Below are 25,410 nucleotides of genomic sequence, written 5' to 3'. Positions count from 1 at the left end.
GCATACGATTTTTGCGAGGATCGGCGGCAATCGCCTATAATTTGTGCATTGCACAAGGATGCCGTATCGGCAGCCACGTAGATGCAGCCCCGATTTCTTCGAGGATTCAGTCGGTTGGTGCGGCGGCGCGCAACTGGCACGCATGATGCTTTGGCTAATCCGACCAAAGGGGAAGCTGGATGTCCAAAGCCGCCGAAATCGACATTGTGTCCGTTTCGAAAGTCTATGGCGCGACGACTGCTGTCGAAGGGATCAGCCTGAAAATCCCTGCGGGAACCTATTGCTGCCTGCTCGGTCCCTCCGGCTGTGGCAAGACCTCGACGCTGCGCATGATCGCCGGGCACGAGAGCATATCGAGCGGCGACGTGCGTCTCGGCAACACAGTGGTCACCGACCTGCCGCCGGCCAGGCGCGGCACCGCCATGATGTTCCAGTCCTACGCACTGTTTCCGCATCTCGACCTGATCGACAATGTCGCGTTCAGCCTGAAGATGAAAGGCGTCGGCAAGGAGGAGCGCCGCGCCAAGGCACTCGACATGCTGAAGCTGATGCAGATGGAAGCCTATGCCGGCCGCCGTCCGGTGCAGCTTTCCGGCGGCCAGCAGCAGCGCGTTGCTCTCGCCCGCGCGCTGATCACCGATCCCGAGGCGCTGTTGCTCGATGAACCGCTCTCGGCACTCGATCCGTTCCTGAAGATCCGCATGCGGGCCGAACTGAAGAAGCTGCAGACGTCGCTCGGCATCACGTTCGTCCACGTCACCCACAGCCAGGAAGAGGCGATGGCACTGGCCGACCTGATCGTGGTCATGAACGACGGCCGTATCGAGCAGGCGGCGCATCCCCGCATCGTGTTCGAGCGGCCGGCCACCGCCTTCGTCGCTCGTTTCATGGGCGACCACAATGTCATCTCCGGCCGCGTCAGCGGCAGTCGCGACGGCATGGTCGTTTTCGACGTGCCCGGCGGCGTCGCGCTCGCCGCGAGCGGGCAGGGCAGGGAGACCGGGGAACCCATCGACATCGCCATTCGCACCGACCACGTGCGCATCGGTGAGCCGCCGGCAGCCGGGCTCGGCTTCACCGGCATCGTTTCAAACGTCGAGTACCGCGGTTCGACCGTGAAGCTCTCGGTCAATGGCGCCGGCATCGAGGATTTCACGGTGATCGTCGACGACACCAGCTTCTTCGCCAGGCCGGTTGCTGTCGGCGACGCCGTGCCGATCGCCTGGGACGCTGAGGACGCGATCGTCCTTGGCCGTCTCGATTCCTGAAACCCAGCATAACCAATCAAAACAGGGGAACTGAACATGACCAACACCACCGACAAGAAGACTGGAATATCGCGTCGTTCGCTGCTCAAGACAGGTGCCGCCGCCGTCGGTTTCGCCGCCGGTTCCGGCGCCATATCAGGCTTTCCGACCATCTGGGCGCAATCGAACATCACGCTGCGCCAGTTCGGCACCGGCGTGTCCAACCTCAATGCCATCGCCGACAAGTGCAAAGCCGACCTCGGCATCACGCTGGAGATGACGGCAACCGATTCCGACGCCGCCGCGCAGCGCGCCGTGACGCAGCCCGACAGCTACGACATCGCCGACATCGAATACTGGATCTGCAAGAAGGTGTTCCCGACAGGCGTCCTGCAGCCGATGGATGTCACCAAGCTGAAATATTACGACGAGCTCGTGCCGCTGTTCAAAACCGGCAAGCTGACGCCGGACAGCGTCATCGCCCAGGGCACCGCGCCGCATACGGTCGGTTACGTCGAGGCGCAGGACAGCAAGGTCTTCGCCAAGGCACCGACCAATTGGTTCACCATGGTGCCGACGATCTACAATGCCGATACGCTTGGCATCCGCCCCGACCTCGTCGGCCGTGACATCACCACCTGGGCCGACATCATGGATCCTGCCTTCAAGGGCAAGACCGCTATCCTCAACATCCCGTCGATCGGCATCATGGATGCGGCAATGATCATGGAAGCCACAGGCAATATCAAATATGCCGACAAGGGCAACATGACCAAGGAGGAGATCGACAAGACAATCGACTTCCTGATCAAGGCCAAGCAGGACGGCCAGTTCCGTGCCTTCTGGAAGTCCTTCGACGAAAGCGTCAACCTGATGGCTTCAGGCGAAGTGGTGATCCAGTCGATGTGGTCGCCGGCCGTGGCCGCGGTCCGCTCCAAGGGCATCGCGTGCCGGTTCCAGCCGCTCAAGGAAGGCTACCGGTCCTGGGGTGGCGGGCTTGGCCTGGCAGCCCATCTCTCCGGCGCCGAACTCGATGCCGCCTATGAATACATCAACTGGTACACGTCCGGCTGGGTTGGCGGCTATCTCAACCGCCAGGGCTATTACTCGGCCAACATGGTGTCGGCCAAGAAGTTCATGTCCGAGGACGAGTGGGGCTACTGGATCGAAGGCAAGCCGGCAAAGGGCGATATCCTGTCGCCGGACGGCAAGGTCATGGAAAAGGCCGGCGCCGTGCGTGACGGCGGCTCGTTCGAAGAGCGCATGGGCAAGGTCGCCTGCTGGAACTCGGTCATGGACGAAGACCGCTACATGGTGAAGCGCTGGAACGAGTTCATCGCTGCTTGATGCAGCCGGGCAACAACTGAGATGCCTCATTCCTTCCCACCCCCCTCTGTCCTGCCGGACATCTCCCCCGCAAGGGGGGAGATTGCGCCGTCATTTCTGCTTTCGCCAATCTCCAAGGTTTCAAAAGGAGAGCCAGCGGCGAAATTGCTGATCTCCCCCCTTGCGGGGGAGATGTCCGGCAGGACAGAGGGGGGTGGGAAGGATCACGGTTTGCCAGATTATCGGCCTTGTGCGACACCTTTGGGCTGTTCCAGATGACAGTGGCACTCGATCAGCCCGCAACCATTGCCACAAAGCCGGCCAGACATAAGCGCTCCTTTGCCGGCGTCGCACCCTATCTCCAGGCGGCACCGCTGGCGCTGATCCTCGGCGCGTTCCTCCTGCTGCCGATCCTGATGATCGCCGTGGTCTCATTCTGGGACTACGATTTCGCGGCGATGTATCCGGATTTCCTGACCACCAACTACGCCGACACGCTCGGCTCCTGGGTCACCTGGAAAACCTACCTGAACACGCTGAAATACACCGCCATCGTCTGGGCGCTGACGCTGTTCATCGGTTTCTGGGTCGCCTATTTCCTCGCCTTCCACATCAGGACCACGGCCATGCAGATGGTGCTGTTCCTTGTCTGCACGGTGCCGTTCCTGACCTCCAACATCATCCGCATGATCTCGTGGATTCCCGTGCTTGGCCGCAACGGCCTGGTCAACTCGACGCTGGTGCAAATGGGGCTGATCCCGAAGCCGATTGAGTGGCTGCTCTATTCCGAATTCGCCGTGGTTCTGGCCATGGTGCATCTCTACACGCTGTTCATGGTGACGCCGATCTTCAACACGCTGATGCGCATAGACAAGTCGCTGATCGAAGCCGCACGCGATGCCGGCGCTTCCGGCTGGCAGGTTCTCTGGAACGTCGTCATTCCGCTCGCCAAGCCCGGCATGGCGATCGGCACCATCTTCGTCGTGACGCTGGTGATGGCCGACTTTTCGACGGTGCAGGTGATGTCCGGCGGGCAGAGCGCCTCCGTCGCGCTAATGATGAAGAACCAGATGTCGCTGCTGCAGTATCCGGCGGCGGCTGCCAACGCCGTCGTGCTCTTGGTGCTGGTGCTGCTGATGGTCGCGGGTATCCTGCGCATCGTCGACATTCGCAAGGAGCTGTGAGGCCATGAGCCGCGACAAGCGCAGCCTTGAATTCTATGTGTTGGCGGCGTTCTTCGCGCTTTTCGTGCTGTTCCTCTACGGCCCGCTTTCGGCGATCCTGATCCTCTCTTTCCAGGGCGAGAATGGCGGTCTGACATTCCCGCTGAACGGCGTCTCGCTGCACTGGTTTGCCAACCTGTTCGAGCGCCAGGCGGTCGGCGACTTCGGCGGCAGCTTCAGGCGCTCGCTCGTCCTTGGCCTGATGGTGATGGTGGTGACTGTTGTCGTGTCGTTGCTTGCCGGCCTCGCCTTCCGGCAGAAATTTCGCGGCGCAACCGCACTGTTCTATCTGGCCGTCGCCAGCCTCGTCGTGCCCTCGATCATCATCAGCCTCGGCATTGGCGTCGTCTTCCAGCAGATCGGCTTCCGCCCCGCCTGGTACACGTCCGCTTTCGGCGCCCATCTGACCTGGACCTTGCCTTTCGGCGTGCTGATCATGTTTGCTGTCTTCAACCGGTTCTCGCCGGCCTATGAGGAAGCCGCGCGGGATCTCGGAGCATCGTCCTGGCAAACCTTCGCCCATGTCGTGTTGCCGATGATCGCACCCAGCCTGATCGGCGTCGGCCTGTTCGGCTTCACTCTGTCATATGACGAGTTCGCCCGCACGCTGATGACCTCGGGCACGTTCAACACGCTGCCGCTCGAAATCTACGGCATGACGACCAATGTGACGACACCGGTGCTCTATGCGCTGGGCACAGTGACGACCGTGTTTTCCTTCCTGGTGATCTTGCTGACGCTCGGCGCGATCGTCTATGTCGGCCGCCGCCGCGAGCGTGCCTGACAGTGCAGATCCTCGTCGTCAATCCGAACACCACCGCCAGCATGACCGAGACTATTGCGGCGGCGGCCCGATCGGTCGCTGCTCAATCGACGACGATCGTTGCCGTCACCTCGTCGATGGGACCGGTGTCGATCGAAGGCTATTACGATGAAGCACTTGCCGTGCCCGGCCTGCTGGTGGAGATCGCTGCCGGCGAACGCTCGGGCGCACAGGCTGCGATCATTGCCTGTTTCGACGACACCGGCCTCGATGCCGCGCGCGCCATGGCCAACATTCCGGTCATCGGCATTTGCGAGGCATCGCTCAGCACGGCCTCGTTCATCGCCCAGCGCTTTACCGTCGTCACCACCACTGGACGTTCGCGCGTGCCGGTCGAAGGGCTGGTGCAGCGCTATGGCATGGCGGGGCGCGCGCGCGTGCGCGCTGCCGATATCCCGGTTCTTGCCCTCGAAGATCCGGCGTCCGGCGCACTCCCCAGGCTGCGCAACGAGATTGCGCGCGCCATAGACGAGGATCGCGCCGAGGCGATCGTGCTCGGCTGCGCCGGCATGGCCGATCTGGCGGCGGCGCTGCAGCGGGAATTCGGGCTTCCAGTCGTCGACGGCGTCGGCGCGGCGGTGAAACAGGCCGAGGCATTGATCGCGCTTGGCCTGACGACATCCAAGCGCGGCGCCTATGCAAGCCCATTGGCAAAGCCCTATCATGGCGCGTTGAAATCCTTCGCGCCTGGTGCCGCCGAGTGATCGCAATGCCCCGAACGATCCGAACGCTCGCGCTTGAAGAAGTGCAAACCCTTGTCGATTGGGCGGCGGCGGAAGGCTGGAACCCCGGCCTCGGCGACGCCGCGCTGTTCCAGGCAGCCGACCCGCAAGGCTTCATCGGCGCCTTTGTCGACGGCGAACTGGCGGCCGGTATTTCGGCCGTTGCCTATGGCGACGATTTCGGCTTCATCGGCCTCTACATCTGCCGGCCGGACAGGCGTGGCCAAGGCCACGGTAAGGCCGTCTGGGATGCCGGCATGGCGCGGCTCGGCAACCGCACGATCGGCCTCGACGGTGTCGTCGAACAGCAGGCCAACTACCGCAGCATGGGTTTTGCATCGGCCTACCGGACGGTCCGGTGCATGGGGTCGCCCAATGTCCCGGCAGCTGCCGGCAACGACATTCGCGCCATAGGGCCGGAGCTCGTGCCGGACATACTGGACTATGACCGCCGCTTCTTTCCCGGCCCGAGGCGATCCTTCCTGGAACACTGGCTGCGCCCGCCGCATATGGCGCTTGCGATCATCAAGGACGGCGCCATTGCGGGATACGGTGTCGCGCGCCAATGCCGGGACGGCTACAAGATCGGCCCGCTCTTTGCCGACGATCTGGACGCGGCAAGCCATCTCTTTACCGCGCTCGCGCACATGTCCGGTCCTGGAAACGTCCATCTCGACGTTCCCGAAACCAGCGGACAATTTGCAGATTTGCTGTCGTCCGCCGGCCTTCAACCGGGCTTCGAGACCGCTCGAATGTACAAGGGAAGGGCGCCGCAGCTCATGCAGTCCGGGGTTTTTGCGATAACGACGCTGGAGTTGGGGTGAGGCGGTGCAGCCGACGTCTAGCGCGCAAGGTCGAGCAACAGGAATACGTGGTCTATTTTTCCTGAACTGAAATGCCGGTATCGTCGATACGAAGTTCCACGCCTTTCGGCTTAGTCTCCTCGCGATAAACGTAAATGCCCAAGGCAATGACGGCGACGACCAAAGCGCCGATGATGAGATAAAGATAGTTCTGCTTCATCCGCTGTCGTTAACAACATGATTTGAGCGAGTCTAGCAGTTCGAGATCAGGACGGCGGACGGACACGCACGATCAGCCCGGTAATCCTAAGCGCGCGGCGAGGGCGAGCTAGCCTGCCTCGTCCAGCCGGTCGCGCAGCATGCTCCAGGGGAGCAACACGTTTGGCGCATGCCGCATCAGGCTACGGAACGGGATTGGCGACGGCGGTCCAAACGGTAGCGGCAAATCCTGAGGCTTTGTTCCATCAGCCCAATCCGCAAGCACCTTGCCCATGGCAGTGGTCATGGCGATTCCGCGCCCATTACAGGCAAAGCCCGCGATCAGGCCGGGGCCGAGATCGACGAGGTGTGGCAGGAAGTCGGGCTCGACTGCAGCCATCCCCGACCAGCTGTATTCAAGCGGCGGGATTTCCTGGAGATGGAGCTGCTTCGCTAGCCGCCGCCAGATCGCCCGCGGCACCCGCGTGTCGGCACCGGGGCCAAAAACATGCATGCCGCCGGTGATCAGCCTGTTTCCGCTGTCGAAGCGGAAGGTGAAAAGATTGCGCCTGGTGTCGCCGACGCCTTGCCCGCCCGGAAGCAACCGGGTGCGTACTTCGCGCGGCAGCGGCGCCGTCGCGATCTGGAAGATTTTCAGCGGGATGTAGGTTCGCTGCAGCGTGCGCTCGAGATGTCCGCCATAGGCGTTGGTGGCGATCAACACTTTTCCGGCGCGCACCGAGCCGGAGGCCGTCTTCAAAACCCAGCCATCCCCTGTGCGACCGATCGATGCAACGCGCGTATGCTCGAAGATGCGTGCTCCGGCTTTTTCCGCCGCGTCGGCCAGCCCGCGCGCATATTCGACCGGGTTGAGGACACCGCCCAACCTGTCCATCCAGCCGCCGAGATAGCCGCGAACACCGGTCAGCTCTTCGACCGCCTGACTATCCAGCCCAACAGTCGGTCTTCCGCGTCGTGCCCATTGCTCGGCGCGCGATCTGGTCTTTTGCAAAGCGGCCGGCGAATGGGCTGGTTGTATCCAGCCGCTCTGGACGGCATCGCATTCGATGGCATGCCGCTTGATCAGGTCGAAGACGAGGTCGGCGCTGCCGGCGGCGAAATCGACAAGGCGTTCGCCGCGTTCGGGTCCGAGCTGGGCAATGATATCGTCCGGGTCCCGCTTGGCAAAATTCGGCACCACGAAGCCGGCATTCCTGCCGGTCGCGCCCCAGGCGATGAGTTCCGCTTCGAGGACGACGACCGAGATGCCTTTTTCGGCGGTGTGCAGCGCTGTGGAAAGGCCCAAGAATCCGCCGCCGACAATCGCCAGATCGACATCGAGTGGGCCTTCGAGGGCGGGCCGTTCGCGGCGATTGCGGCCGACGGCGTGCCAGAGGGAAAGGCCGGAAGACCCGGCAACGTCGATCATGACGTTGTTCCGCTCTCACCCGTAGTCACTCGGACACGCTTGCCGAAGCTTGGACGCCGCGGCCTGCCGCCGAACAGGCCATTCGGCCTGACCAGCAGGATGACGCACAGCATCACGCCGATGGCGACGATCTGCAGCGAGGCGGCGCGGGCCTGTTGTTCGGGCGAGAACAACATACTGGTCAAGGCTCCTGATCCGGCCCATATCGCCCAGACCAGGATGCTGCCGGTGACGGCGCCGATATTGCTGCCGGAGCCACCGACGATCAGCATCACCCAGACCTGGAAAGTCAGCGCCGGCAAATAATTGTCCGGAGCGATGAAGCCGGTGAAATGCGCCTGCAGCGCACCGGCAAGCGCCATGATGGCGCCGCCGACGGCAAAGGCCTGGACGCGGTAGAACCGCGCGCTTTTGCCCAGGGATATCGCGGCCCGCTCATCCTCGCGAAGCGCCTTCAACACGCGCCCCCACGGGCTGCGCGACAGATGCTCCAGCGCGAGATAGACGATCAGCGTCACTACCGAGACGACGGCAAGGTTCGACAGATTGAACAGCAACGGCGTTTCGGCGAGGTCGCCGAAGGGACGCGGGATGAAGCCGATGCCGAACGGGCCGCCGGTCAGCGTCTGGGCATTGAGCGCTACCAGTTGCACGACGACGGCGACGCCGAAAGTAGTGATCGCCAGATAGTCCGATCTCAGGCGCAGCGTGGCAATGCCGGTAATGGCGGCCGCGACGCCGCCAACGACCATTGCACCGAGCCAGCCGACAAGGATAGGCAGACCGAAGCCGCCCAGTCGCGCGGCATCGTCGGGCGTGGTCAGCAACGCCGAGGTGTAGGCGCCGATGGCAACGAAGCCGGCGACCCCGACATTGAAAAGCCCGGTCAGCCCCCATTGCAGGTTGAGCCCGAGCGTGATGAGCGAAAAGATCAGCGCGGTGGTCAGGAAGAAGGCGCCGTAGCCGAGCAGATCCATCAGCGTTCCCTCACTCCGAAAAGGCCGATGGGCCGCACGAACAGCACCGCCATCAGGATGATGAACGAGACGGCCGCCCGCCATTCGGCGCCGATCAATTGCACGGCACCCGCTTCGGCCAGACCGATGATCAGGCCGCCGAGAACGGCCCCGGGCACGCTGCCGATGCCGCCGAGGATGGCGGCCGCGAACATCGGCAGCAGCATCTCGAAACCCATGAATGGGCGGATCTGGATGAGAATGCCGATCATGACGCCGGCGACGCAGGCCAGCGCTCCGCCGATGATCCAGGTGACGCGCACCACCCTGGCGACGTCGATGCCGACCATGCGGGCAAGTGCTGCGTTCTGGCTCAACGCCTGCATCGAGCGGCCGGTCTGGGTCCGCGTCATCAGGAGATGCACGCCGAGCACCAGAACGGCGGTCAGCAGCAGCAGCGCGATCTGGTCGGGGGTAATGCGAATGCCGAAGCCTATCGGCATCGCGATCTGGATGGCCCGGCTGAAATAGGTCGGACGCGAGGTGAAGATGAATTCGAGCAGGCTTCTCAGCGCCATCGAGGCGCCGAAGCTCGCCATCACCACGATGATCGCCTGGCCCTTGGCTCGCAGCCGCGCGAACAGCACCATGTCGAGCGCTAGCGCCAGCAGGCCGGTGGCCGCCATGCCGATGATGAGCGCGGCGATCAGCGGCCAGCCGAAGGAGAGGGGAGCGATCGGCGCGATCTTGCCGAACATCGCGCCGATGGCGCCAACCACGGCGAGCGTCGCATAGGCGCCCCAGGCCATGAAGTCGCCATGGGCGAAGTTCGAGAAGCGCAGGATTGAATAGGTGAGTGTCACGCCGATGGCGCCGAGGCCGATCATCGAACCCGCAAGCAGTCCGTCAACGACAAATTGCAGGTTCATGCCGCGCCTCCTTTCCCAAGTTTGGGGCGGCGCTGGCCAAGGTAGAGCTCGGCGACGACAGGATCGTTCCAGAGCTCGGAGGCGATGCCCTGGTGCCAGTCCTTGCCCTCGACCAGCACATAGGCGCGGTCTCCAATGGTAAGCGCTGCCTTGGCGTTCTGTTCGACCAGCAGGATGGTGACGCCGGACTTGCGGATGCCGGCCAGCATCTCGAACACCATCGCCACGAATTTCGGCGACAGGCCGGCCGACGGCTCGTCGAGCACCAGCACCTTGGGATGGACGATCAACGCCCGCGCGACCGCCAGCATCTGCCGCTGTCCGCCCGAGAGATTGCCCGCGGCCGTTCTGCGCTGACGGGCGAGATCGGGAAAGGCCGCATACATTTCCGCGATGCGGGCAGGGACCTCGCGCGGCTTCAGGATGCCGCAGGCGACCTTGAGATTGTCCTCGACGGACATCAGCGGGAAGATGTTCTCTGTCTGTGGCACGAAGGCAAGGCCAAGGCGGACCATGGTGTGGGCGGGCGACGCCGTGATATCTTTGCCGTCCAGCAGAACCGTGCCGCCGGTGACAGGGACAAGGCCGGCGATCGCCTTGATAAGGCTCGACTTGCCGGCGCCGTTGGGACCGAGAACGACGACGATCTCGCCTTGGTCGACGGTGATCGAAGCGCCGCGCACGATCGGAACGCCAGGCTCGTAGCCGGCTTCGAGATCGCGGACATCAAGTACCGTTTGTCTCATGCCGCGCCCCCGAGGTAGGCCTCGATGACGCGCGGGTCGCGCGCCACCTCGTCCGGGGTGCCTTCGCACAGCAGTTGCCCGCTCGCCATGACCAGCACGCGGTGGCACAGCCGCGTCACCATGTCGATATTGTGCTCGATCAGCAGGAAGGTGATGCCGCGCGCATTGATGTCGCGGATGCGGTCGATAATGATCTCGAGCAGGGTTGCGTTGACCCCGGCCGCCGGCTCGTCGAGCAGGATGATCGCCGGGTCGGCCATCATGACGCGGGCGAGTTCGAGCAGCTTGCGCTGGCCGCCGGAAAGCACCCGCGCCGGTTCATGTGCGAGGCGGGCAAGCGTCACGAGTTCGAGCAGCTCGATGGCCCTCGTCTCGGCCGTCCGCTCTTCGGCGGCGACCCGCCGAGGTGTCAGGAAGTTGGCGAGCAGTCTTTCGCCGGCCTGTCCCTGCGCGGCCAGCATGACGTTTTCGATCAGCGTCAAGTTGGGCAGCGGCCGAGGAATCTGGAAGGTGCGGCCAAGGCCGCGGCCGATGCGGCGATGGGCTGCCTCTCCCGAAACGAGTACGCCATTGAGAAAGATTTCGCCGCTGGTCGGCAGGATGCTGCCGGCCAGCAGGTCGAACATCGTCGTCTTGCCGGCACCGTTCGGGCCGATAAGGCCGAGTATTTCGCCCGGCTGGACGTCAAACGAGACATTGTTGACCGCGACAAGGCCGCCAAAACGCCGGACGACATTTCTGGCTGTCAGAACCGGCGTACGGGTGTCCGCCCTCTGTTGTGCGGTTGTGTCACTCATGGAACCCTCTGGCCGAAAGCGATCGTCGCCGCCTTCTGGTTTTGATTTGTGATCACACTTGCTTTGATCACGCTATTCGGCTTTAATTTCTTCCGCAAGCCGAAAACGGCCAAGACCGGGACTGCCCATGCAGAAGGCCGCCATCGAACGGAACAACGAAACGCTCGCAGCCCAGCTTACGCCGGTCGGCCGCGAGACTGTGCAGGAGCGCGTCTATTCGGAGCTGCGTCGCGCCTTGATCGGCGGCCTTTTTGAGCCGAGCCAGGTTCTGACCATCCGCGGCCTCGCCGATGCGCTGGTCACAAGCACCATGCCGGTGCGCGAGGCGCTCGGACGGCTGATCACGGAAAAGGCGCTGGAGGCGCTTCCCAACCGCTCCGTGCGCGTGCCGCCGATCACGCTGGAGCGTATCGACGATCTCTTGCGCGCCCGCTCTTTGATCGAGGGCGAAGCGATCGCGCTGGCCGCCACGCGCATGAACCCGCGCCAGATTGCTTCGGTCGAGGCCATGCTCGGCGAGTGGGACGAGATGCGGGCGCTGAAGCACAAGAAGGACATCGACCGCGAGGCGACGCTCAACCAGAGCTTCCACTTCGAGATTTACCGCTGCTGCGGTTCCGCCGTGCTGATCCCGATGATCGAGAGCCTGTGGCTGCAATCAGGACCCTGCATCCGCGTTGCCATCTATGCCTTTTCGGATGCCGGCGAAGTCGATACCGCCCACTACCATCGCAGCATCGTCGCAGCGCTTGCGAGGCAGGATGCGCAAGCGGCGCGCGAGGCGCTGGTGGCCGACATCAGCCGGCCCTTCGCCTTCCTGCGCGACAAGCTGCAATCGGCGAAAGGCCAGACATGACCATGCCCGCTATCAGGATCACCGAGCCACGCTCGGAGCTTTCGGTGACGGCGCTGCTGTTGCCTGAAAAGGCGCCCGACAACGCTGCCTTCCTGCTGGCCTATCTCGACAAGCCGCGCGTCGTTGCCGGCATCCATGCGATGTGGACGGGGCCGGAAATCTCCTGCCCGGTTCCATCAGCGGATATTGAGGGCCAAGCCTATGCCAGGCCGTTGCCGGCGGAGAATGCAACGCTGACGCCGCAGCCGGGCGACATCGTGCTATCCTACGTGCCGCCCCGCATGTGGGGCGGCAGTCCGAATGCGATTTTCGACATCGGCTTGTTTTATGGCCAGGGGGCGCGCCTGCTGTTCCCGATCGGCTGGCTTGCCGGCAGCGTGGTCGCGCAGGTGCGTCCCGAGGAGCGCGACCGGTTCGCCGCCACCTGCGGTGTGATCCGCCGCAACGGCGCTTGCGATATCACCTTCACGCGTGTGGAGATCTGAATGGCCGGACCAGACGACAGTTTTGAACTCTTCGACCTTCGCGTCGAGGCGGTCATTCCTGAGGGCAAGCCGATCTATTGCGGCGCCAAATCAGGTGATTATTTCGAGCTCAAGGGTGAGATGCTGTCGATGCCGGCGGGGCAGGGTTTTTCGATCTATTCCATCGCGGCTGTGTTGCCGCTTCTAGCAGCAAAGCAGCGCCCGACCCACAGGAACGACTGGATGACGTCGGACGCCGAGATCGCCTGTCCCGATCCCAATTGCGCCAGCCGGCTGCGAATCGTCAGGACCGGCAAGCGGCGGTTCAGTCATTCAGAGACCACGGCGGTGCCGCTGCCCAGGGAGAGTGACCAAAGATGACCGCCAAGGCATTCGAGCTCAGCCCCGGCTACACGATCTCGCGCGTCATTCGCGGCGGCTGGCAGCTTGCCGGCGGGCACGGCGCGATCGACCGCCAACAGGCAGTGACCGACCTGATCGCCACGTTCGACGCCGGCATCCAGACCTATGATTGCGCCGATATCTATACCGGCGTCGAGGAACTGATCGGTGCGGCGCGGCTGCGGCTTGCCAATGAGCGCGGCCTTGATGCAGCCGCCAAAATGAAGGTTCACACCAAGCTGGTGCCTGACCTCGAAAGGCTTTCCAGCATCAGCCGTGACTACATCAGAGGCATCGTCGACCAGTCGCTGCGGCGGCTGAAGACGGAGCGGCTCGATCTGGTCCAGTTCCACTGGTGGGATTATGCGCTGCCCGGTTACGTCGATGCGATGGGTTGGCTCAACGACCTCCGGCTCGAAGGCAAGGTGCGCAATGTCGGCACCACAAATTTCGACACGCCACATTTGGCCGACATCCTGGCCGCTGGCGTGCCGCTGGTCAGCCAGCAGCTGCAATATTCCGTGCTCGACCAGCGGCCGGCCAACAGCCTTGCAGCACTCGCGAAGCAAAACAGCGTCAGTTTCCTCTGCTATGGTTCGGTGGCGGGCGGCTTCCTCAGCGAAAGATGGCTTGATGTCGTTGAGCCGCAGACGCCGCTCGAAAACCGATCGCTGGTCAAATACAAGCTGATCATCGATGATTTCGGCGGCTGGGAGCTTTTTCAGGAGCTGCTTCGCGCACTGAAGGCCATCGCAGACCGCCACGGCGTCGACATCGCCACCATCGCCAGCGCCTGGGTGCTGGAGCAGCCGCAAGTGGCGGCCGTCATCGTCGGCGCCCGCAACCAGGCGCACGCCCTTGCCAATGCCAGAATCATGGACGTCGCGCTCGATGCCGAGGACCGGGCGCGGATCGCTGCCGTGATCGCGCAAAGCCGCGGGCCCCTGGGCGATGTCTACACGCTGGAGCGCGACCGCCACGGCCGCCACGGCTCGATCATGCACTACAATCTGAACGCGGGCCGGATATGAGCGCGGCAATGGACGAGAAGTCCTCTCTGTTTTCCCGCGCGAGCGCCGAGGTCGTCGATCTCCACCGCTTCTTCGTCGACTGGTTCGTTGCAGGGAGCGCGGACAGGGCGGATTTCAGCCGCTTCGAACGCGTCATGAACGAGGGTTTCTGCATGGTTGCGCCGGACGGCCAGATCCTCGATCGCGACGGAGTGCTCGACCACGTCAGGGCAAGCCGCGCTACCTGCGATGACGACTTCACTATTTCGATCGAGGATATCCGGGCCGGCTGGCAGGCCGACGACGCGATCGTCGTCTGCTACGTCGAAACACAGCAGCGCGCCGGCAAGCACAGCCGCCGTCGCTCGAGTGTTGTTTTCACCACCAGTTCATCGGCGCCCAACGGCGTTGAATGGCGACATCTGCATGAAACCTGGCTGCAGATGCCTGAAGGCTGAACAGGCTCAAGACATCAATGAGAGTCGTGTAACGAAAGGGGAACAACAATGAAAAAGACCATACTTCAGATCACCACCGCGCTGGCTCTGCTGACAGCGGCCGGCGCAGCGCAAGCCGCCGACTGCAAGATCACCGTCGGCCTCGTCATGGAACTGACCGGCCCGGCCGGCGAATACGGCCAGGCAGGCGCCAAGTCGGTCGAGATGGCCTTCCGCGACATCAACGATGCGGGCGGCGTCCGCGGCTGCGATCTCGCGACCGATACCCGCGACAGCCAGAGCCAGGGCAACATCGCCGTCGATGCCGCGACACAACTCGTGCAGGTCAAGAAGGTGCCAGTGATCATCGGCGGCATCATCTCCTCGGTGTCGATCCCGATCCTGACCTCGGTCACCGCTCCGGCCAAGATCGTCCAGGTCTCGCCAGCCTCTTCGTCGCCGACGCTGACCGCGCTCGGACGCGACGGCAAGACCAACGGCATTTTCTTCCGCACCATCACCTCGGACGCGCTGCAGGGCGTCGCCGCCGCCAAATACGCCATCGACAAGGGTTTCAAGAAGCTGTCGGTCATCCACGTCAACAACGACTTCGGCGTCAACATGGTGGCAGAATTCTCGCGCGCCTATAAGGCGCTCGGCGGCACCATCGTCTCCGACACGCCCTACAATGAAAAGCAGTCGAGCTATGCCTCGGAGGTGACCGCGGCGATGGCCGGCGAACCGGATGGGCTTTATCTCGTCAGCACGCCTGTCGACGGCGCGACCATCGCCCGTACCTGGATTTCGCAGGGCGGTGTCCAGAAATTCCTGCTCAATGACGGCATGAACAGCCCGGACTTCATCGAATCCGTTGGCGCTGACTATTTGAAGGACGCCTATGGCACGTCCTCGGGCACCAGCCCGACCGCATCGACCGAATATTTCACCAAGAACTACAAGGCGTTTTCGGGCATCGAACCTTCGAACCCGGCGGCCGACCGATCCTATGATGCCGGCGCCATTGTCGGCTTGGCCATCGCCATTGCCGGCTCCGAGGATCCGGCCAAGATCAAGGATGCGATGTACAAGGCAGTCGACCCGGCCGGCACGCCGATCTATGCCGGCAAGGACGAGTTCGCCAAGGCGCTCGGCCTGATCAAGGAGGGCAAGCCGATCCGCTACGAAGGCGTCATCGGTCCGGTCGCCTTCGATAAGTATGGCGACATCACCGGCCCGTTCCGGCTCTGGAAGATCGTCGACGGCAAGGTGACGACCGACGGCGAAATGACGACGGATGACGTCAACGCCTTGCAGGCGAAGCTTCAGTAGACTGCCTATGTCTTGTCCGGCATCGATCCCATTTCATTGAGGTTGATGCCGGACACTTGCAGGTCCTGCTGCCGGTTAGGCCGGCCTGGAAACGACTACCGCACCAGCCGCCGGCATGATCCAGGGGCAGGCATAGTAATCAGTGATGCGATTTATGATCCCGCCGGCGGCTTCGATCCGAACGGGATGGGCCGGCTTCCAACCGTCTTCGCCATGGTGGAGCACGAGCAGCACCGCCTCGCCATCAATCTCGCCAATCGCTATTTTCCAGGCCGTCGAGGCTTTTTCGTATTCGACGAAGTAAGGTGATTCCGACAGCCTGCCCTTGAAGCAATCCGCGACCCGCAATTGTGCGTCGGCGCTGGTCAACGCCCGTACCCCGTCCCAGTCGCGGCGGTTGAACAGTTCGACGTAGCGCCTGAGCAATTCCAGAAGTTCCGGATCGCTTTTGGGCTCCGAACGGACGATTGGCTCGCCCGACAAGGCGGCCAATTTCGAGCGGCCACGGTTCAACGCAGCCTTGACGCCACCCACGGTCGAGCCGACGAGATCGGCGATCTCGTCCAACGAATAGTCGAATACATCCTTGAGCAGGACGCAGGCGCGCTCCTTGGGCGGCAGGTGGATCACCAGCCGCTCGATCGCGCGATCCGCGCCCTGGCCCGCCGGCTCGACCGGCAGGATGATCTCGTCCTCGACGAAATTGGCCTCAGCCTGCTGGCGGACCTGCCGGCTTCGCAGGAAATCGATGCAGCGATTATGCGCGATGCGAAACAGCCAGGGGCGAAGGGCGCTCGCATCGTCCAGCTTCTCGATCTTCCGATAGGCCTCGAATAGCGCTTCCTGCATGACGTCTTCGGCGTCAAGCGCCGAACCGGTCATGCGTGCGCAGTAGCGGTGCAGCCGTCCACGCAAATGCGCGACCGTCTCCAGGAAGCCGGCGTAGCGGACGTCGAAAAGCCGGGTCGGGTCAAGTCTTGGCTGCATCTTCATGGTACACGATCATAGCGGGACATAGGTCAGCGTAATCACGCCGTTCTTGAAACGGTGCGTATCTATAAGCTCCAGCTTGACCAGGGACGGGTCGACATCCTGGAAAGCGCGTTTGCCTTGGCCGACGCGGGTCGGCACGATCGAGAGTTGATACTCGTCGACAAGCCTGTTGGCGAGCAGCGTCTGGTCGAGATTGCTCACTCCATACTTCAATATGTTGCCGCCGGTTTGCTGCTTGATCCTGGCGATTTCGGCAGCGACGTCGCCTTCGATCAGCGACGCGTTCCAGCTCACTGCCTTGAGGCTGCGCGACGCGACGAGCTTCTTCAGCCCGTTCATGCGGTCCATGTACTTGCTGCCTTTGACCTGCGGCCAGCGCGCCGAAAACATTTCATAGGTGACGCGGCCGAGCAGGAAAAAATCCGCCTCGCCGGCCTTTTCATAGGAGTGCTCCTTCATCTCCTCGTCGAAGAAGGGTGACGCCCATTCCATTGGTGCCTCGATGACGCCGTCCAGCGAAATGAAGCTGCCCACGATCAATTTTCTCATCGCGTGTCTCCGGTTGCGCAACAGACATCCCGTCGCACCCAAGGAACCGGCGAAAACGAAACCGACCCGATGGATGACCACAGGATGCAGTGTCTAAGACGTTCCCGGTTCGACTTTGGATACGCGTTAGGATCGTTTGAGTTAATAGAGTGGCTTGGCCATGTGCCGGGGCGTCGGCCACTCCGTCGTAATCCCCGGCTGCACCGGCCGCTCGAGATAGGTCGAGAGCACGACGTAGCTTCGCGTCGAGGTGACGCCGGGTGTTTCGTAGAGGCGCGACAGCAGGCCTTCGAGTGCCCGCGTGTCCTCGGTGCGGACCTTGATCAGCATGCATGTGTCGCCGGCCACCGAATGGATCTCCTCGACTTCGGGGTGTTCGGAGATTGCCATCAGCTCGGGCGTCTTTCCCCACCCCTTGGTGTCGATATGGACGAAGGCAAGCAGCGGCTTGTGCACCGCCTTGGGATCGATGATGACCGCGGTGTTGCGGATGGCGCCGCTGCGCCGCAGGCGCTTGACGCGTTCATGGGCTGCCGGCGGTGAAAGGCCGACGCGGTCGCCGAGCTCGGCATAGCTGATCGTGGCGTCGTCGACCAGAACGCCTAATATTTTTCGGTCGGTTGCATCGATATCGCGGGCGGCAGGCCTGTTCTGCGGAATGCCATCTGTTTCTTCATCCATATTAAAATTCCCGATTGATACAGAATTTAATACGGCCATTATTGCCATATGTCGAACAGTGATCAAGTCGCCACATTCGCAGCGGCCCCCAAGCCGCCAATTCCGGCACTCGCTTACCTGCTGACTGGGTGCATCGCCGTGATCGGCTCGAACTCGCTGGTGCTCGGTCCGATCGCACCGGCTGTGGCCGCATCCTTCGGCACAAGCGTGCCGGCAGTCATGATAGCGTCCGCTGCCTTCGGGCTCGGTACGTCGGCAAGCGCCTTGTTCCTGGCGCGCTACATCGACCGGCTCGGCGCCCGCCGCATGCTGCAAGGGGCGTTGCTGCTGCTGGCAATTGCGCTCGTCGCCAGCGCCGCTGCGCCGACCGTGACGGCGCTGGTCGCGGCCCAGCTTCTCGCCGGCATCGCAGCAGGTGTCGCCATGCCGGCGATCTACGCCAGCTCTGCCGCGATTGCGCCGCCCGGTCGTGAAAGCGGCACCATAGGCGTCGTGCTGACCGGCTGGACGCTAAGCATGGTCGCCGGCGTTTCGCTGTCGGCCGTACTTGCCGATCTGGTGCATTGGCGCGCCGTTTTCGCGGCGGTCGCGGTGCTGGCAGCACTCGCATTGGCGAGCCTGTCTCTGACGTCGCTCAGCGATGTCAGGAAGAGCGGTTCGGCGCCGACGCCACTGGGCGCTTTGGCCGTTCCCGGCATAGTGCCGCTTCTGGTTGCCTGCGCCGCCTTCATGACCGCGTTCTACGGTGTCTATGGCTATCTCGGCGATCACCTTCACAACGGCTTGGGACGGCCGGTCAGTGCCAATGGGCTTGCCGCGCTCGCCTATGGCGCCGGCTTTGGTGCGGCGGCACTTCTCGACGGCGTCATCGACCGCCTGGGCGCGCGGCGTGTCATGCCGTTTGCCTACCTGCTCGTCGCGGTCGTCTATGTCGCGATTGCTGCGGCAAGTGGCAGCTTCGGCCTGACCATAGCGATGATAGCCGTCTGGGGCCTTGCCAATCATTTCGGGCTGAACGTCCTGGTGATGCGCCTGTCGGCGCTCGACCCTGCGCGCCGCGGCACGATCATGGGTTTGAACAGCGCGGTGACCTATCTTGCGGTGTTCGTCGGCACCACGGCGTTCGGACCGCTTTATTCCACATTCGGTTTTGCGGCATCGGCGGTGGTTGCAGCCTTGCTCATGCTGATCGCTGCTGCGGCAGCGGCGTGGCGTTCACCGAAGCTGTAGCGCAGCAAGGCTTGCGTCTCGGTCCGGTCCTTCGATAGATGCTCGTTGGATGGACAATACAACGCTTGAGACAACCGGCGATCCCTTGCCGCACGAGCTGGCTTTTCTTGGAGAGCGGCTTACGGCGTTCAACGACGGTGATGTCGGTGCCTCCGGCAGGAAGACACTCGCCGTGTTCGTGCGCGATGAGCGCGGCGCTATTGTCGCCGGCATCTCGGGATACACCGCCTGGGGCTGGCTCTATGTGCAATGGCTCTGGGTCGATGAAAAACTGCGCGGCCAGCATATGGCCGGCAGGATGCTCGAGGCGGCCGAGAGGGAGGCGATCGCCCGCGGCTGTCACGGCGCCTGGATCGACACGTTCAATCCCAAGGCTGCCAAGGCCTATGAGCGCCAGGGCTATCTGCCCTTCGGCGTGCTTGCCGATTTCCCCATTGGCCGCAGCCGTATCTTCCTGCAGAAGAAATTGTCGGCTTAGTTAGCCGGCAAGGCGTCCGCCGCGCATCGGCCGGGCCACGCCGGTCGTACTGGGGAAGCTGATCGGCAAGCCCCTGAGCACGCGCACTGCCAGGAACGCAAAACACTCCGCCTCCACCGCATCGCCCTTCCAGCCGAGCGCCTCGGCCGGAACCGCTTCGACGCCAGCGCGGCTGGCAAGCATGGCCATGATCGTTGGATTGTGGCGACCGCCGCCGCTGACCACCAGCCGCTTCGGCCGGCGCGGCAGAAGATCGAGCGCCTTGCCGACGGCGGCCGCGGTGAAGGCCGTCAGCAGGGCAGCGCCATCCTCGGCATTCATCCCGTCCGCCATCGAGGCGCCGAAATCGAAACGGTCCAGCGATTTCGGGTAGGGTTTGGTCAAATACGGATGCTGCAGGAGCTTGGCCAGCCGTGCCTCGTCGACCGTCCCGACGCGCGCCAGCGCGCCGTCGCGGTCCATTTCGCCGAGCCCCTTCGATTTGATGAAATCGTTCAGCGGTGCGTTGGCGGGCCCGGTGTCGAAGGCAACAACATTGTCCTTGCCGTCCCACCAGGTGATGTTGGCGACGCCGCCGAGATTGAGCACCGCCGTGTCGCCGCTGGCGTCGGCTTCGCGCAGTAGCGCGGCGTGATAGGCGGCCGACAGCGGCGCGCCCTGGCCGCCGGCGCGCATGTCGGCCGAACGGAAGTCATAGGCGACCCTGGTGCCAAGGATGGCATGCATCAGCTCGCCATCGCCGAGCTGGCGAGTCTGGCCGAGCCGGCCGGCATGCGGGGCACGGTGCAGCACGGTCTGGCCGTGGAAGCCGACGACGCCGATGTCGGCCATGATCAGGCCGTGGCTTTCGACAAGATCCTTGACCGCATGAGACTGCGCACGCGTCAGCGCCTCTTCGGCCTCGCGGAAGATTGCCGGTTCCGGCCCGGTGAAATTCCAGCTCCTTGCCTGGCCAAGCGTCTCTTCCAGCAAGGTCCGGATCGACTGCGGGTAGGGGGCCAGCGTGTAGGTGCCGAAATCCGCGATCCGTTCGCCGTCAGTCTTGATCAGCGCGACGTCGATATTGCCGTCCAGCACGGTGCCGGTCATCAGGCCGACGGCCCACATTGGTTCGCCATTTTTCGGATTCATGACTCTCAGGCTCCATTGACGAGATCGCCGACCGCTTGGCGAAGCGCTGCGATCCCGCTGTTGAAATGACGTGTCGGATGGATCCGGTTGGTGAGCAAGGTCCACGCTCTGCCTTTGTCGAAGTCGACCCAAAGCCCGGTGCCGGTGAAGCCGGTATGCCCGAAGGTTTCGGGGCTGCACAGCCCGCCGCCGGACCAGCCTTCGTAGGGTCGCTCCCAGCCATGGGTGCGGGTTGCCGACAAGGGCGTGCGCATCAGCGCTATCGAACTCGCGGATGCGCCGGTCCCGTCCAGCAGCCCTCGCGCAAAGTCGAGGACCGAAGCTGCCGTTCCGAACAGCCCGGCGTGACCGGCCCCTTGCAATGCCGAGCAATTGTCGTCGTGGACTTCGCCGCAGAGCACACGACGGCGCCATGTGCAATCTTCGGTCGCCGCCGCTTGATCCGGTTCGGCGGAGAACGCGAAGCCCGGACCGGGATCCATTTCGCGAATGGTCTTGCCGGACAGGCGCTCCAGCACGAAGCCGAGCAGGATGAAGTTGATATCGGAATAGACCGGCTCCCCGACCTGCCACTCGCGCTGCAGGACAAAGGCGCGCAACAGCTCGGGATCGCGGCCGTAGGTGTAGATCGGCGCGACGGCGGGAAACGGTGTCTGATGGCCGAGACACCGGCGAAACGTTACGTTCCGTTCCCAGGCTTTTTCGTCATATTGGCGAAAGTCGGGCAGGACCGAAATCAGCGGCGCGTCGAGGTCGATGACGCCTTCTTCCGCCAGTGCCAGGATACGCGGCGTGGTGAAGATGACTTTGGTCAGCGATGCCAGGTCGAACCATGTCCCGACATGCATCGGCCTTATCTTCGGCACGACTTGGGCTGAGCCGATTGCCCGGACGATGCGTTCGCCGTCCCGGTCGACTATGCCGAGCACGCCGCCCGGAATGCGCGACGCAGCCACGGCCGCTTCGAGCGGGGCGAATGCGCGGTCGAAGAGATCATGGTCGATCAATTGCGGCCTCCGTCTGAAAGGCAGCGAGGGGGCTGTCCGTCTGACTCTGCATGCTTTCGGGTGATAATCATCACACGTCCAACCGTGCTCTATGATCCGGCCCGAATTGCTGCCAATTGGCCGGGCCCGGCTCAAATCCCAGCGGCCGTACAAGCGAGGGGACCTGGCGCGTGTCCAGCTCGAAACGTTCATGCCGCCGGTCTATGGAGGGAACGGCCGCGATAAGCTGTTTGGTATAGGAGTGCTTCGGCTCCGAGAGCACCGATCTGGCATCGCCGATCTCGACGATCTGGCCGGCATAGATGACCGCGATGCGATGGGCGATCCGCTCGACGACAGCCATGTCATGCGAGATGAACAGATAGGCCAGCCCGAATTCACGCTGCAGCTCGATCAAGAGCTCCAGCACCCTGGTCTGCACCGACACATCGAGCGCCGAAACCGCTTCGTCGAGGACGACAACCGAAGGATTGAGCATCAGCGCGCGAGCGATGCACAGGCGTTGCCGCTGGCCGCCGGAGAATTCGTGCGGATAGCGCTGCAGGCTGTTTTCCGGAAGGCCGACGCGTTTCAACAGCGCGGCCATTTTCGCCCGCGTTTCAGCAGTTATCCGTCCGCCGGTGGCGATCACCGGCTCTGCGAGGATGCTTTCGATGGTGAGTCTGGGATTGAGCGAGCCATAGGGATTCTGGAACACCATCTGCACGGGAAGGGCGCTCTGCCCGGCGGCGGCCTTGCGCGCGCTGGCCGAGATTGTGCCGCGCGTCGAGCGCACCAGCCCCAGAATCGCGCGGGCGGTGGTGGACTTTCCGGAACCGCTCTCGCCGACGACCGCCAATGTCTCGCCCGGCATCAGCTCGAAATCCACACCGTCCACTGCGTGCACGGCACCGGTGACACGGCTGAAAAACCCAGCCTTGACCGGAAATCGCACTACGAGGCCATCGACCTTCAGCGCCGGCTCGGCAGCTTTTTGCTTTTCGCGTTGCGCGTCCCTGCGTGTCGCACTGCCGCCGGCGAAATGCGGCACCGCATGCAGCAGATGCCGCGTATAGGGATGCTGCGGATCGTCCAATATCTGGTTCAGCGCGCCCTGCTCGACAGCTTCTCCGCTTTGCATCACCATGATCTTGTCGGCGATGCCCGCAACCAGACCGATGTCGTGGGTGATGAAGATCATCGACATCCCGGTTTCCTGCTTCAACTCGGCGAGCAGCGCCATGATCTGCGCCTGCACCGTAACATCCAGCGCCGTCGTTGGCTCGTCGGCAATGAGCAGGCGCGGGTTGCACGCGAGCGCCATGGCGATCATCACCCGCTGCAGCATGCCGCCCGAAAGCTGGTTGGGCGTGTATTTCAGCCGCCGTGCAGCGTCGGGAATACGCACGCGGTCGAGCGCGTCCTTGGCCGCCGCCGTCGCTTGCCGACCGGTCAGGCCGCGATGCAGGCGAAACGATTCCTCGATCTGCCTGCCGATGGTCAGCACCGGATTGAGCGAGCTCATCGGCTCCTGGAAGATCATGCCGATTTCGCCGCCGCGGATCTTCGTCAGTTGCGGCTCGGCCGCGGCGGTCAGGTCGAAAATGCTGTTGTCGGCCCGTCTCAGCTTGATCGAGCCCGCGGTGATGCGGCCGCCGCCATAATCGACGAGGCGATTGATCGACAGCGCGGTGACCGACTTGCCCGAACCGCTTTCGCCGACGATAGCCAGCGTTTCGCCATCGGCGAGCTCGAAGCTGACGCCGCGCACGACCTCATTGGCTTTCGGGTTGCGGCCGAAGCCGACGCGCAATCCGCTGACGGACAGCAGCGGGATCATGCGATCGATCTCCGCATCTTCGGGTCGAGGACATCGCGCAACGCATCGCCGAGCAGGTTGAAACCGAGGATGCTGATCATGATCGCTACCCCCGGGAAGATCATCAGCCAGGGAGCTGTCTCCATCAGATTGCGGCTGTCGCTCAGCATCAGGCCGAGCGACGCAGCGGGCGGCTGCGTGCCGAGCCCGAGGAAGCTTAAGCCGGCTTCGGTCAGCAGTGCCCAGGCCAGCGCCAGCGTCACCTGAACCGTCAGTGGCGCCACCAGATTGAGCAGCAGATGCCGTGTTACGATATAGCCCGCACTGCTGCCGAACGTGCGGGCCGCGTCGACGAACTCGCGCGCCTTGAGCGACAGAGCCGGACCTCGCACGACGCGCGTGAAGATCGGCGTGTAGACGATGGCGATGGCAATGACGCTGGTCGAGATTCCCGGTCCCGCAACCGCGACGATCAGCAGCGCCAGCAGGATCGCCGGGAACGCCAGCAGAACGTCCATGATGCGCATCACCAGGCCGTCCCAGCGGCGCCCGAACCAGGCTGCCGCCAGCCCGAGCACGGTGCCGGCCAGTGTCGCGAAGGCGACCGAAAAGAAGGCCACGATGAAGGACTGGCCGATCCCGGACATCAGCCGACTTGCTACATCGCGGCCGAACAGGTCCGTGCCCATCCAGTAGGTGCCGTCAGGCGCATGCAGCCGCTCGACCCGGTGCTGCGTCAGCGGATTGTCCGGCGTCAGTCCCAGCATGCCAAGCATGGCAAGCAGCAGATAAAGCGCAACGATGGCACCGCCGATGCGGCCGCTGGTGTGCGCAAGTATAGCCCGCAATGTCGCCATCAGTGCTCGCTTAGCCGAATACGCGGGTCGAGCGCGACATAGGCGAGGTCGACGAGGAGATTGACGATCATGAAGTTGAAGGCGATGAACAGCACGCTTCCCTGCACCAGCGCGTAGTCGCGCTGCAGGATGGCATCCAGCACCATGCGGCCGAGACCGGGCAGTGCATAGATCTGCTCGACGATGACTGCTCCGCCCAGGAGATAGCCGAACTCTATGCCGCTCAGCGTCACGACCGGGATGAGCGCGTTGGGCAAAGCATGCCGCCAGATGACGTCGCGCGCCGAAACGCCCTTGCTGCGCGCCGTCCTGACATAATCGTCGCTGAGCACATCGAGCATCGCCGAACGCGATATACGGGTCACCGAAGCCGCGAAGGCAAAGCCGAGCGTCACGGCGGGCAGCAACAGCTGGCCGAGATTGCGCAGCGGATCCTGCCACAGCGGCGAAAACTCACCCATCGCCGGCAAAACGCCAAACCCCGCCGACAGCGTGTAGATGATCAGCAGGGCAAGGACAAAGTTCGGCGTCGACTGCCCGATCATTGCGACAACGCGCACGCCGAGGTCGGACAGCTTTTCATTATGAGTGGCGGCAAAGATCCCGGCCGGCATGCCGACAACCAGGGCGATGACCATCGACAGCAGGGCGAGCTCCAACGTTAGCGGGAAACGCTCGAGGATGACGTCGAGCACCGGCCTGCCATAGGTGGACGAAATGCCGAGGTTACCTTGGAAAAGACCAAGCAGCCAGCGCCAGTACTGGATGAACCAGGGCTGGTCGATGCCGAAATAAGCTGCAAGCGCATCGCGCTGCTGCGGCGTCAGCAGGCCGGCTTCGGTCCCCAGCATTGCCGTGATCGAATCGCCCGGAACCATCCGGATCGCCAGGAACACCACGATGGACACGCCAAGCAGGACGAGAGGGAAGGTCGCCAGTCGCCGCATCAGATAGTTCACGCGAAGAATGTCCTCTCGTCCGGCATCGAA

28 protein-coding genes are annotated in these 25,410 nt (G+C 63.3%); 14 read left to right on the top strand and 14 right to left on the bottom strand.

The features are described 5' to 3' along the window. Positions 1-179: 179 nt before the first annotated feature. The 6 genes from NKH23_RS16935 to NKH23_RS16910 all read left to right on the top strand — a co-directional run bounded on the left by NKH23_RS16935 (position 180) and on the right by NKH23_RS16910 (position 6,165). A complete protein-coding gene (locus NKH23_RS16935; RefSeq protein ID WP_352717795.1) occupies positions 180-1,268 on the top strand; it encodes an ABC transporter ATP-binding protein in 1,089 nt (362 codons plus the stop codon). Between the two features lie 36 nt (positions 1,269-1,304). Then, positions 1,305-2,594, top strand: a complete 1,290-nt coding sequence (locus NKH23_RS16930) for an ABC transporter substrate-binding protein (RefSeq protein WP_023716671.1) — start codon at positions 1,305-1,307, stop codon at positions 2,592-2,594. 254 nt (positions 2,595-2,848) lie between these two features. Next, the gene (locus NKH23_RS16925; RefSeq protein WP_353035091.1) at positions 2,849-3,757 is read left to right on the top strand and encodes an ABC transporter permease; all 909 of its coding nucleotides are present in this window, start codon (positions 2,849-2,851) and stop codon (positions 3,755-3,757) included. Between the two features lie 4 nt (positions 3,758-3,761). Further along, positions 3,762-4,580 carry an ABC transporter permease gene (locus NKH23_RS16920; RefSeq protein WP_352717797.1) on the top strand — a complete coding sequence of 273 codons (819 nt, stop codon included), beginning with the start codon at positions 3,762-3,764 and terminating at the stop codon, positions 4,578-4,580. Between the two features lie 2 nt (positions 4,581-4,582). Then, entirely contained in the window at positions 4,583-5,323 is a 741-nt protein-coding gene (locus tag NKH23_RS16915; RefSeq protein ID WP_352717798.1) for an aspartate/glutamate racemase family protein, read from the top strand. 5 nt (positions 5,324-5,328) lie between these two features. Beyond that, complete coding sequence (locus tag NKH23_RS16910; RefSeq protein WP_352717800.1) at positions 5,329-6,165, top strand: GNAT family N-acetyltransferase; 837 nt, start codon at positions 5,329-5,331, stop codon at positions 6,163-6,165. 52 nt (positions 6,166-6,217) lie between these two features. Here NKH23_RS16910 and NKH23_RS16905 read toward each other — a convergent pair whose 3' ends face one another. The 6 genes from NKH23_RS16905 to NKH23_RS16880 form a co-directional block, all read right to left on the bottom strand. Then, positions 6,218-6,364: a hypothetical protein gene (locus NKH23_RS16905; protein ID WP_352717802.1), complete on the bottom strand. Its 147-nt coding sequence runs from the start codon at positions 6,362-6,364 to the stop codon at positions 6,218-6,220. A gap of 108 nt (positions 6,365-6,472) precedes the next feature. After that, a complete protein-coding gene (locus NKH23_RS16900; protein WP_352717804.1) occupies positions 6,473-7,771 on the bottom strand; it encodes an NAD(P)/FAD-dependent oxidoreductase in 1,299 nt (432 codons plus the stop codon). Then, a complete protein-coding gene (locus tag NKH23_RS16895) occupies positions 7,768-8,751 on the bottom strand; it encodes a branched-chain amino acid ABC transporter permease (protein ID WP_352717998.1) in 984 nt (327 codons plus the stop codon). Before NKH23_RS16895 ends, NKH23_RS16900 begins: the two co-directional genes overlap by 4 nt. After that, a complete protein-coding gene (locus NKH23_RS16890; protein WP_352717805.1) occupies positions 8,748-9,656 on the bottom strand; it encodes a branched-chain amino acid ABC transporter permease in 909 nt (302 codons plus the stop codon). Before NKH23_RS16890 ends, NKH23_RS16895 begins: the two co-directional genes overlap by 4 nt. Then, on the bottom strand, positions 9,653-10,402 hold the full coding sequence (locus tag NKH23_RS16885; RefSeq protein WP_352717806.1) for an ABC transporter ATP-binding protein: 750 nt from the start codon (positions 10,400-10,402) through the stop codon (positions 9,653-9,655). Before NKH23_RS16885 ends, NKH23_RS16890 begins: the two co-directional genes overlap by 4 nt. Continuing rightward, positions 10,399-11,199, bottom strand: coding sequence for an ABC transporter ATP-binding protein (locus NKH23_RS16880; protein ID WP_352717807.1), 801 nt, complete (start codon positions 11,197-11,199; stop codon positions 10,399-10,401). Before NKH23_RS16880 ends, NKH23_RS16885 begins: the two co-directional genes overlap by 4 nt. A 127-nt stretch (positions 11,200-11,326) precedes the next feature. Here NKH23_RS16880 and NKH23_RS16875 point away from each other — a divergent pair, with 127 nt between their 5' ends. From NKH23_RS16875 to NKH23_RS16850, 6 genes are read left to right on the top strand one after another with little or no spacing between them, the layout of a single operon-like run. After that, on the top strand, positions 11,327-12,055 hold the full coding sequence (locus NKH23_RS16875; protein WP_353035089.1) for a GntR family transcriptional regulator: 729 nt from the start codon (positions 11,327-11,329) through the stop codon (positions 12,053-12,055). Then, positions 12,052-12,540, top strand: a complete 489-nt coding sequence (locus NKH23_RS16870; protein ID WP_352717810.1) for a DUF3830 family protein — start codon at positions 12,052-12,054, stop codon at positions 12,538-12,540. Before NKH23_RS16875 ends, NKH23_RS16870 begins: the two co-directional genes overlap by 4 nt. Then, positions 12,541-12,900 carry a TIGR04076 family protein gene (locus tag NKH23_RS16865; protein ID WP_352717811.1) on the top strand — a complete coding sequence of 120 codons (360 nt, stop codon included), beginning with the start codon at positions 12,541-12,543 and terminating at the stop codon, positions 12,898-12,900. After that, positions 12,897-13,952 (top strand): aldo/keto reductase, encoded by a 1,056-nt coding sequence (locus NKH23_RS16860; protein ID WP_352717813.1) that lies wholly within the window; start codon positions 12,897-12,899, stop codon positions 13,950-13,952. The genes NKH23_RS16865 and NKH23_RS16860 overlap by 4 nt, the downstream gene beginning before the upstream one ends. Before the next feature lie 8 nt (positions 13,953-13,960). After that, the gene (locus NKH23_RS16855) at positions 13,961-14,389 is read left to right on the top strand and encodes a DUF4440 domain-containing protein (protein ID WP_352717815.1); all 429 of its coding nucleotides are present in this window, start codon (positions 13,961-13,963) and stop codon (positions 14,387-14,389) included. A 48-nt stretch (positions 14,390-14,437) separates the two neighbouring features. After that, the gene (locus tag NKH23_RS16850; RefSeq protein WP_352717817.1) at positions 14,438-15,697 is read left to right on the top strand and encodes an ABC transporter substrate-binding protein; all 1,260 of its coding nucleotides are present in this window, start codon (positions 14,438-14,440) and stop codon (positions 15,695-15,697) included. A gap of 75 nt (positions 15,698-15,772) precedes the next feature. Here NKH23_RS16850 and NKH23_RS16845 read toward each other — a convergent pair whose 3' ends face one another. The 3 genes from NKH23_RS16845 to NKH23_RS16835 form a co-directional block, all read right to left on the bottom strand. After that, positions 15,773-16,690, bottom strand: coding sequence for a sigma-70 family RNA polymerase sigma factor (locus NKH23_RS16845; RefSeq protein ID WP_352912852.1), 918 nt, complete (start codon positions 16,688-16,690; stop codon positions 15,773-15,775). A 9-nt stretch (positions 16,691-16,699) separates the two neighbouring features. After that, the gene (locus NKH23_RS16840) at positions 16,700-17,239 is read right to left on the bottom strand and encodes a dihydrofolate reductase family protein (protein WP_352717821.1); all 540 of its coding nucleotides are present in this window, start codon (positions 17,237-17,239) and stop codon (positions 16,700-16,702) included. A 141-nt stretch (positions 17,240-17,380) separates the two neighbouring features. Then, positions 17,381-17,920, bottom strand: a complete 540-nt coding sequence (locus NKH23_RS16835; protein WP_352452390.1) for an Lrp/AsnC family transcriptional regulator — start codon at positions 17,918-17,920, stop codon at positions 17,381-17,383. Positions 17,921-17,968: 48 nt separating this feature from the next. On the opposite strand from NKH23_RS16835, the gene NKH23_RS16830 reads away from it, so the two are divergent. Further along, complete coding sequence (locus NKH23_RS16830) at positions 17,969-19,150, top strand: MFS transporter (protein ID WP_352717823.1); 1,182 nt, start codon at positions 17,969-17,971, stop codon at positions 19,148-19,150. 49 nt (positions 19,151-19,199) lie between these two features. Continuing rightward, positions 19,200-19,628: a GNAT family N-acetyltransferase gene (locus NKH23_RS16825; RefSeq protein ID WP_352717825.1), complete on the top strand. Its 429-nt coding sequence runs from the start codon at positions 19,200-19,202 to the stop codon at positions 19,626-19,628. Here NKH23_RS16825 and NKH23_RS16820 read toward each other — a convergent pair whose 3' ends face one another. The 5 genes from NKH23_RS16820 to NKH23_RS16800 all read right to left on the bottom strand — a co-directional run bounded on the left by NKH23_RS16820 (position 19,629) and on the right by NKH23_RS16800 (position 25,380). Further along, positions 19,629-20,759 carry an anhydro-N-acetylmuramic acid kinase gene (locus NKH23_RS16820; RefSeq protein ID WP_352717827.1) on the bottom strand — a complete coding sequence of 377 codons (1,131 nt, stop codon included), beginning with the start codon at positions 20,757-20,759 and terminating at the stop codon, positions 19,629-19,631. A 5-nt stretch (positions 20,760-20,764) separates the two neighbouring features. After that, complete coding sequence (locus tag NKH23_RS16815; protein WP_352912850.1) at positions 20,765-21,766, bottom strand: serine hydrolase domain-containing protein; 1,002 nt, start codon at positions 21,764-21,766, stop codon at positions 20,765-20,767. 70 nt (positions 21,767-21,836) lie between these two features. Further along, a complete protein-coding gene (locus NKH23_RS16810) occupies positions 21,837-23,585 on the bottom strand; it encodes an ABC transporter ATP-binding protein (RefSeq protein WP_352717831.1) in 1,749 nt (582 codons plus the stop codon). Further along, complete coding sequence (locus NKH23_RS16805) at positions 23,582-24,421, bottom strand: ABC transporter permease (RefSeq protein ID WP_353035087.1); 840 nt, start codon at positions 24,419-24,421, stop codon at positions 23,582-23,584. Before NKH23_RS16805 ends, NKH23_RS16810 begins: the two co-directional genes overlap by 4 nt. After that, positions 24,421-25,380 carry an ABC transporter permease gene (locus tag NKH23_RS16800; RefSeq protein WP_352717834.1) on the bottom strand — a complete coding sequence of 320 codons (960 nt, stop codon included), beginning with the start codon at positions 25,378-25,380 and terminating at the stop codon, positions 24,421-24,423. The genes NKH23_RS16805 and NKH23_RS16800 overlap by 1 nt, the downstream gene beginning before the upstream one ends. Positions 25,381-25,410: the final 30 nt, after the last annotated feature.

This window comes from Mesorhizobium sp. M1328, assembly GCF_040318075.1.
Classification (GTDB): domain Bacteria; phylum Pseudomonadota; class Alphaproteobacteria; order Rhizobiales; family Rhizobiaceae; genus Mesorhizobium.
Note: the sequence above shows the minus strand (reverse complement) of the source record. Positions and strands in the feature narration are given on the sequence as shown.

What these genes read in the sequence shown, in the direction of transcription:
- NKH23_RS16935 (WP_352717795.1), top strand. Translation starts at nt 180, where the DNA reads ATGTCCAAAGCCGCCGAAATCGACATTGTGTCCGTTTCGAAAGTCTAT.
- NKH23_RS16930 (WP_023716671.1), top strand. Translation starts at nt 1,305, where the DNA reads ATGACCAACACCACCGACAAGAAGACTGGAATATCGCGTCGTTCGCTG.
- NKH23_RS16925 (WP_353035091.1), top strand. Translation starts at nt 2,849, where the DNA reads ATGACAGTGGCACTCGATCAGCCCGCAACCATTGCCACAAAGCCGGCC.
- NKH23_RS16920 (WP_352717797.1), top strand. Translation starts at nt 3,762, where the DNA reads ATGAGCCGCGACAAGCGCAGCCTTGAATTCTATGTGTTGGCGGCGTTC.
- NKH23_RS16910 (WP_352717800.1), top strand. Translation starts at nt 5,329, where the DNA reads ATGCCCCGAACGATCCGAACGCTCGCGCTTGAAGAAGTGCAAACCCTT.
- NKH23_RS16905 (WP_352717802.1), bottom strand. Translation starts at nt 6,364, where the DNA reads ATGAAGCAGAACTATCTTTATCTCATCATCGGCGCTTTGGTCGTCGCC.
- NKH23_RS16900 (WP_352717804.1), bottom strand. Translation starts at nt 7,771, where the DNA reads ATGATCGACGTTGCCGGGTCTTCCGGCCTTTCCCTCTGGCACGCCGTC.
- NKH23_RS16890 (WP_352717805.1), bottom strand. Translation starts at nt 9,656, where the DNA reads ATGAACCTGCAATTTGTCGTTGACGGACTGCTTGCGGGTTCGATGATC.
- NKH23_RS16885 (WP_352717806.1), bottom strand. Translation starts at nt 10,402, where the DNA reads ATGAGACAAACGGTACTTGATGTCCGCGATCTCGAAGCCGGCTACGAG.
- NKH23_RS16880 (WP_352717807.1), bottom strand. Translation starts at nt 11,199, where the DNA reads ATGAGTGACACAACCGCACAACAGAGGGCGGACACCCGTACGCCGGTT.
- NKH23_RS16875 (WP_353035089.1), top strand. Translation starts at nt 11,327, where the DNA reads ATGCAGAAGGCCGCCATCGAACGGAACAACGAAACGCTCGCAGCCCAG.
- NKH23_RS16870 (WP_352717810.1), top strand. Translation starts at nt 12,052, where the DNA reads ATGACCATGCCCGCTATCAGGATCACCGAGCCACGCTCGGAGCTTTCG.
- NKH23_RS16865 (WP_352717811.1), top strand. Translation starts at nt 12,541, where the DNA reads ATGGCCGGACCAGACGACAGTTTTGAACTCTTCGACCTTCGCGTCGAG.
- NKH23_RS16860 (WP_352717813.1), top strand. Translation starts at nt 12,897, where the DNA reads ATGACCGCCAAGGCATTCGAGCTCAGCCCCGGCTACACGATCTCGCGC.
- NKH23_RS16855 (WP_352717815.1), top strand. Translation starts at nt 13,961, where the DNA reads ATGGACGAGAAGTCCTCTCTGTTTTCCCGCGCGAGCGCCGAGGTCGTC.
- NKH23_RS16850 (WP_352717817.1), top strand. Translation starts at nt 14,438, where the DNA reads ATGAAAAAGACCATACTTCAGATCACCACCGCGCTGGCTCTGCTGACA.
- NKH23_RS16845 (WP_352912852.1), bottom strand. Translation starts at nt 16,690, where the DNA reads ATGAAGATGCAGCCAAGACTTGACCCGACCCGGCTTTTCGACGTCCGC.
- NKH23_RS16840 (WP_352717821.1), bottom strand. Translation starts at nt 17,239, where the DNA reads ATGAGAAAATTGATCGTGGGCAGCTTCATTTCGCTGGACGGCGTCATC.
- NKH23_RS16835 (WP_352452390.1), bottom strand. Translation starts at nt 17,920, where the DNA reads ATGGATGAAGAAACAGATGGCATTCCGCAGAACAGGCCTGCCGCCCGC.
- NKH23_RS16830 (WP_352717823.1), top strand. Translation starts at nt 17,969, where the DNA reads ATGTCGAACAGTGATCAAGTCGCCACATTCGCAGCGGCCCCCAAGCCG.
- NKH23_RS16825 (WP_352717825.1), top strand. Translation starts at nt 19,200, where the DNA reads ATGGACAATACAACGCTTGAGACAACCGGCGATCCCTTGCCGCACGAG.
- NKH23_RS16820 (WP_352717827.1), bottom strand. Translation starts at nt 20,759, where the DNA reads ATGAATCCGAAAAATGGCGAACCAATGTGGGCCGTCGGCCTGATGACC.
- NKH23_RS16810 (WP_352717831.1), bottom strand. Translation starts at nt 23,585, where the DNA reads ATGATCCCGCTGCTGTCCGTCAGCGGATTGCGCGTCGGCTTCGGCCGC.
- NKH23_RS16805 (WP_353035087.1), bottom strand. Translation starts at nt 24,421, where the DNA reads ATGGCGACATTGCGGGCTATACTTGCGCACACCAGCGGCCGCATCGGC.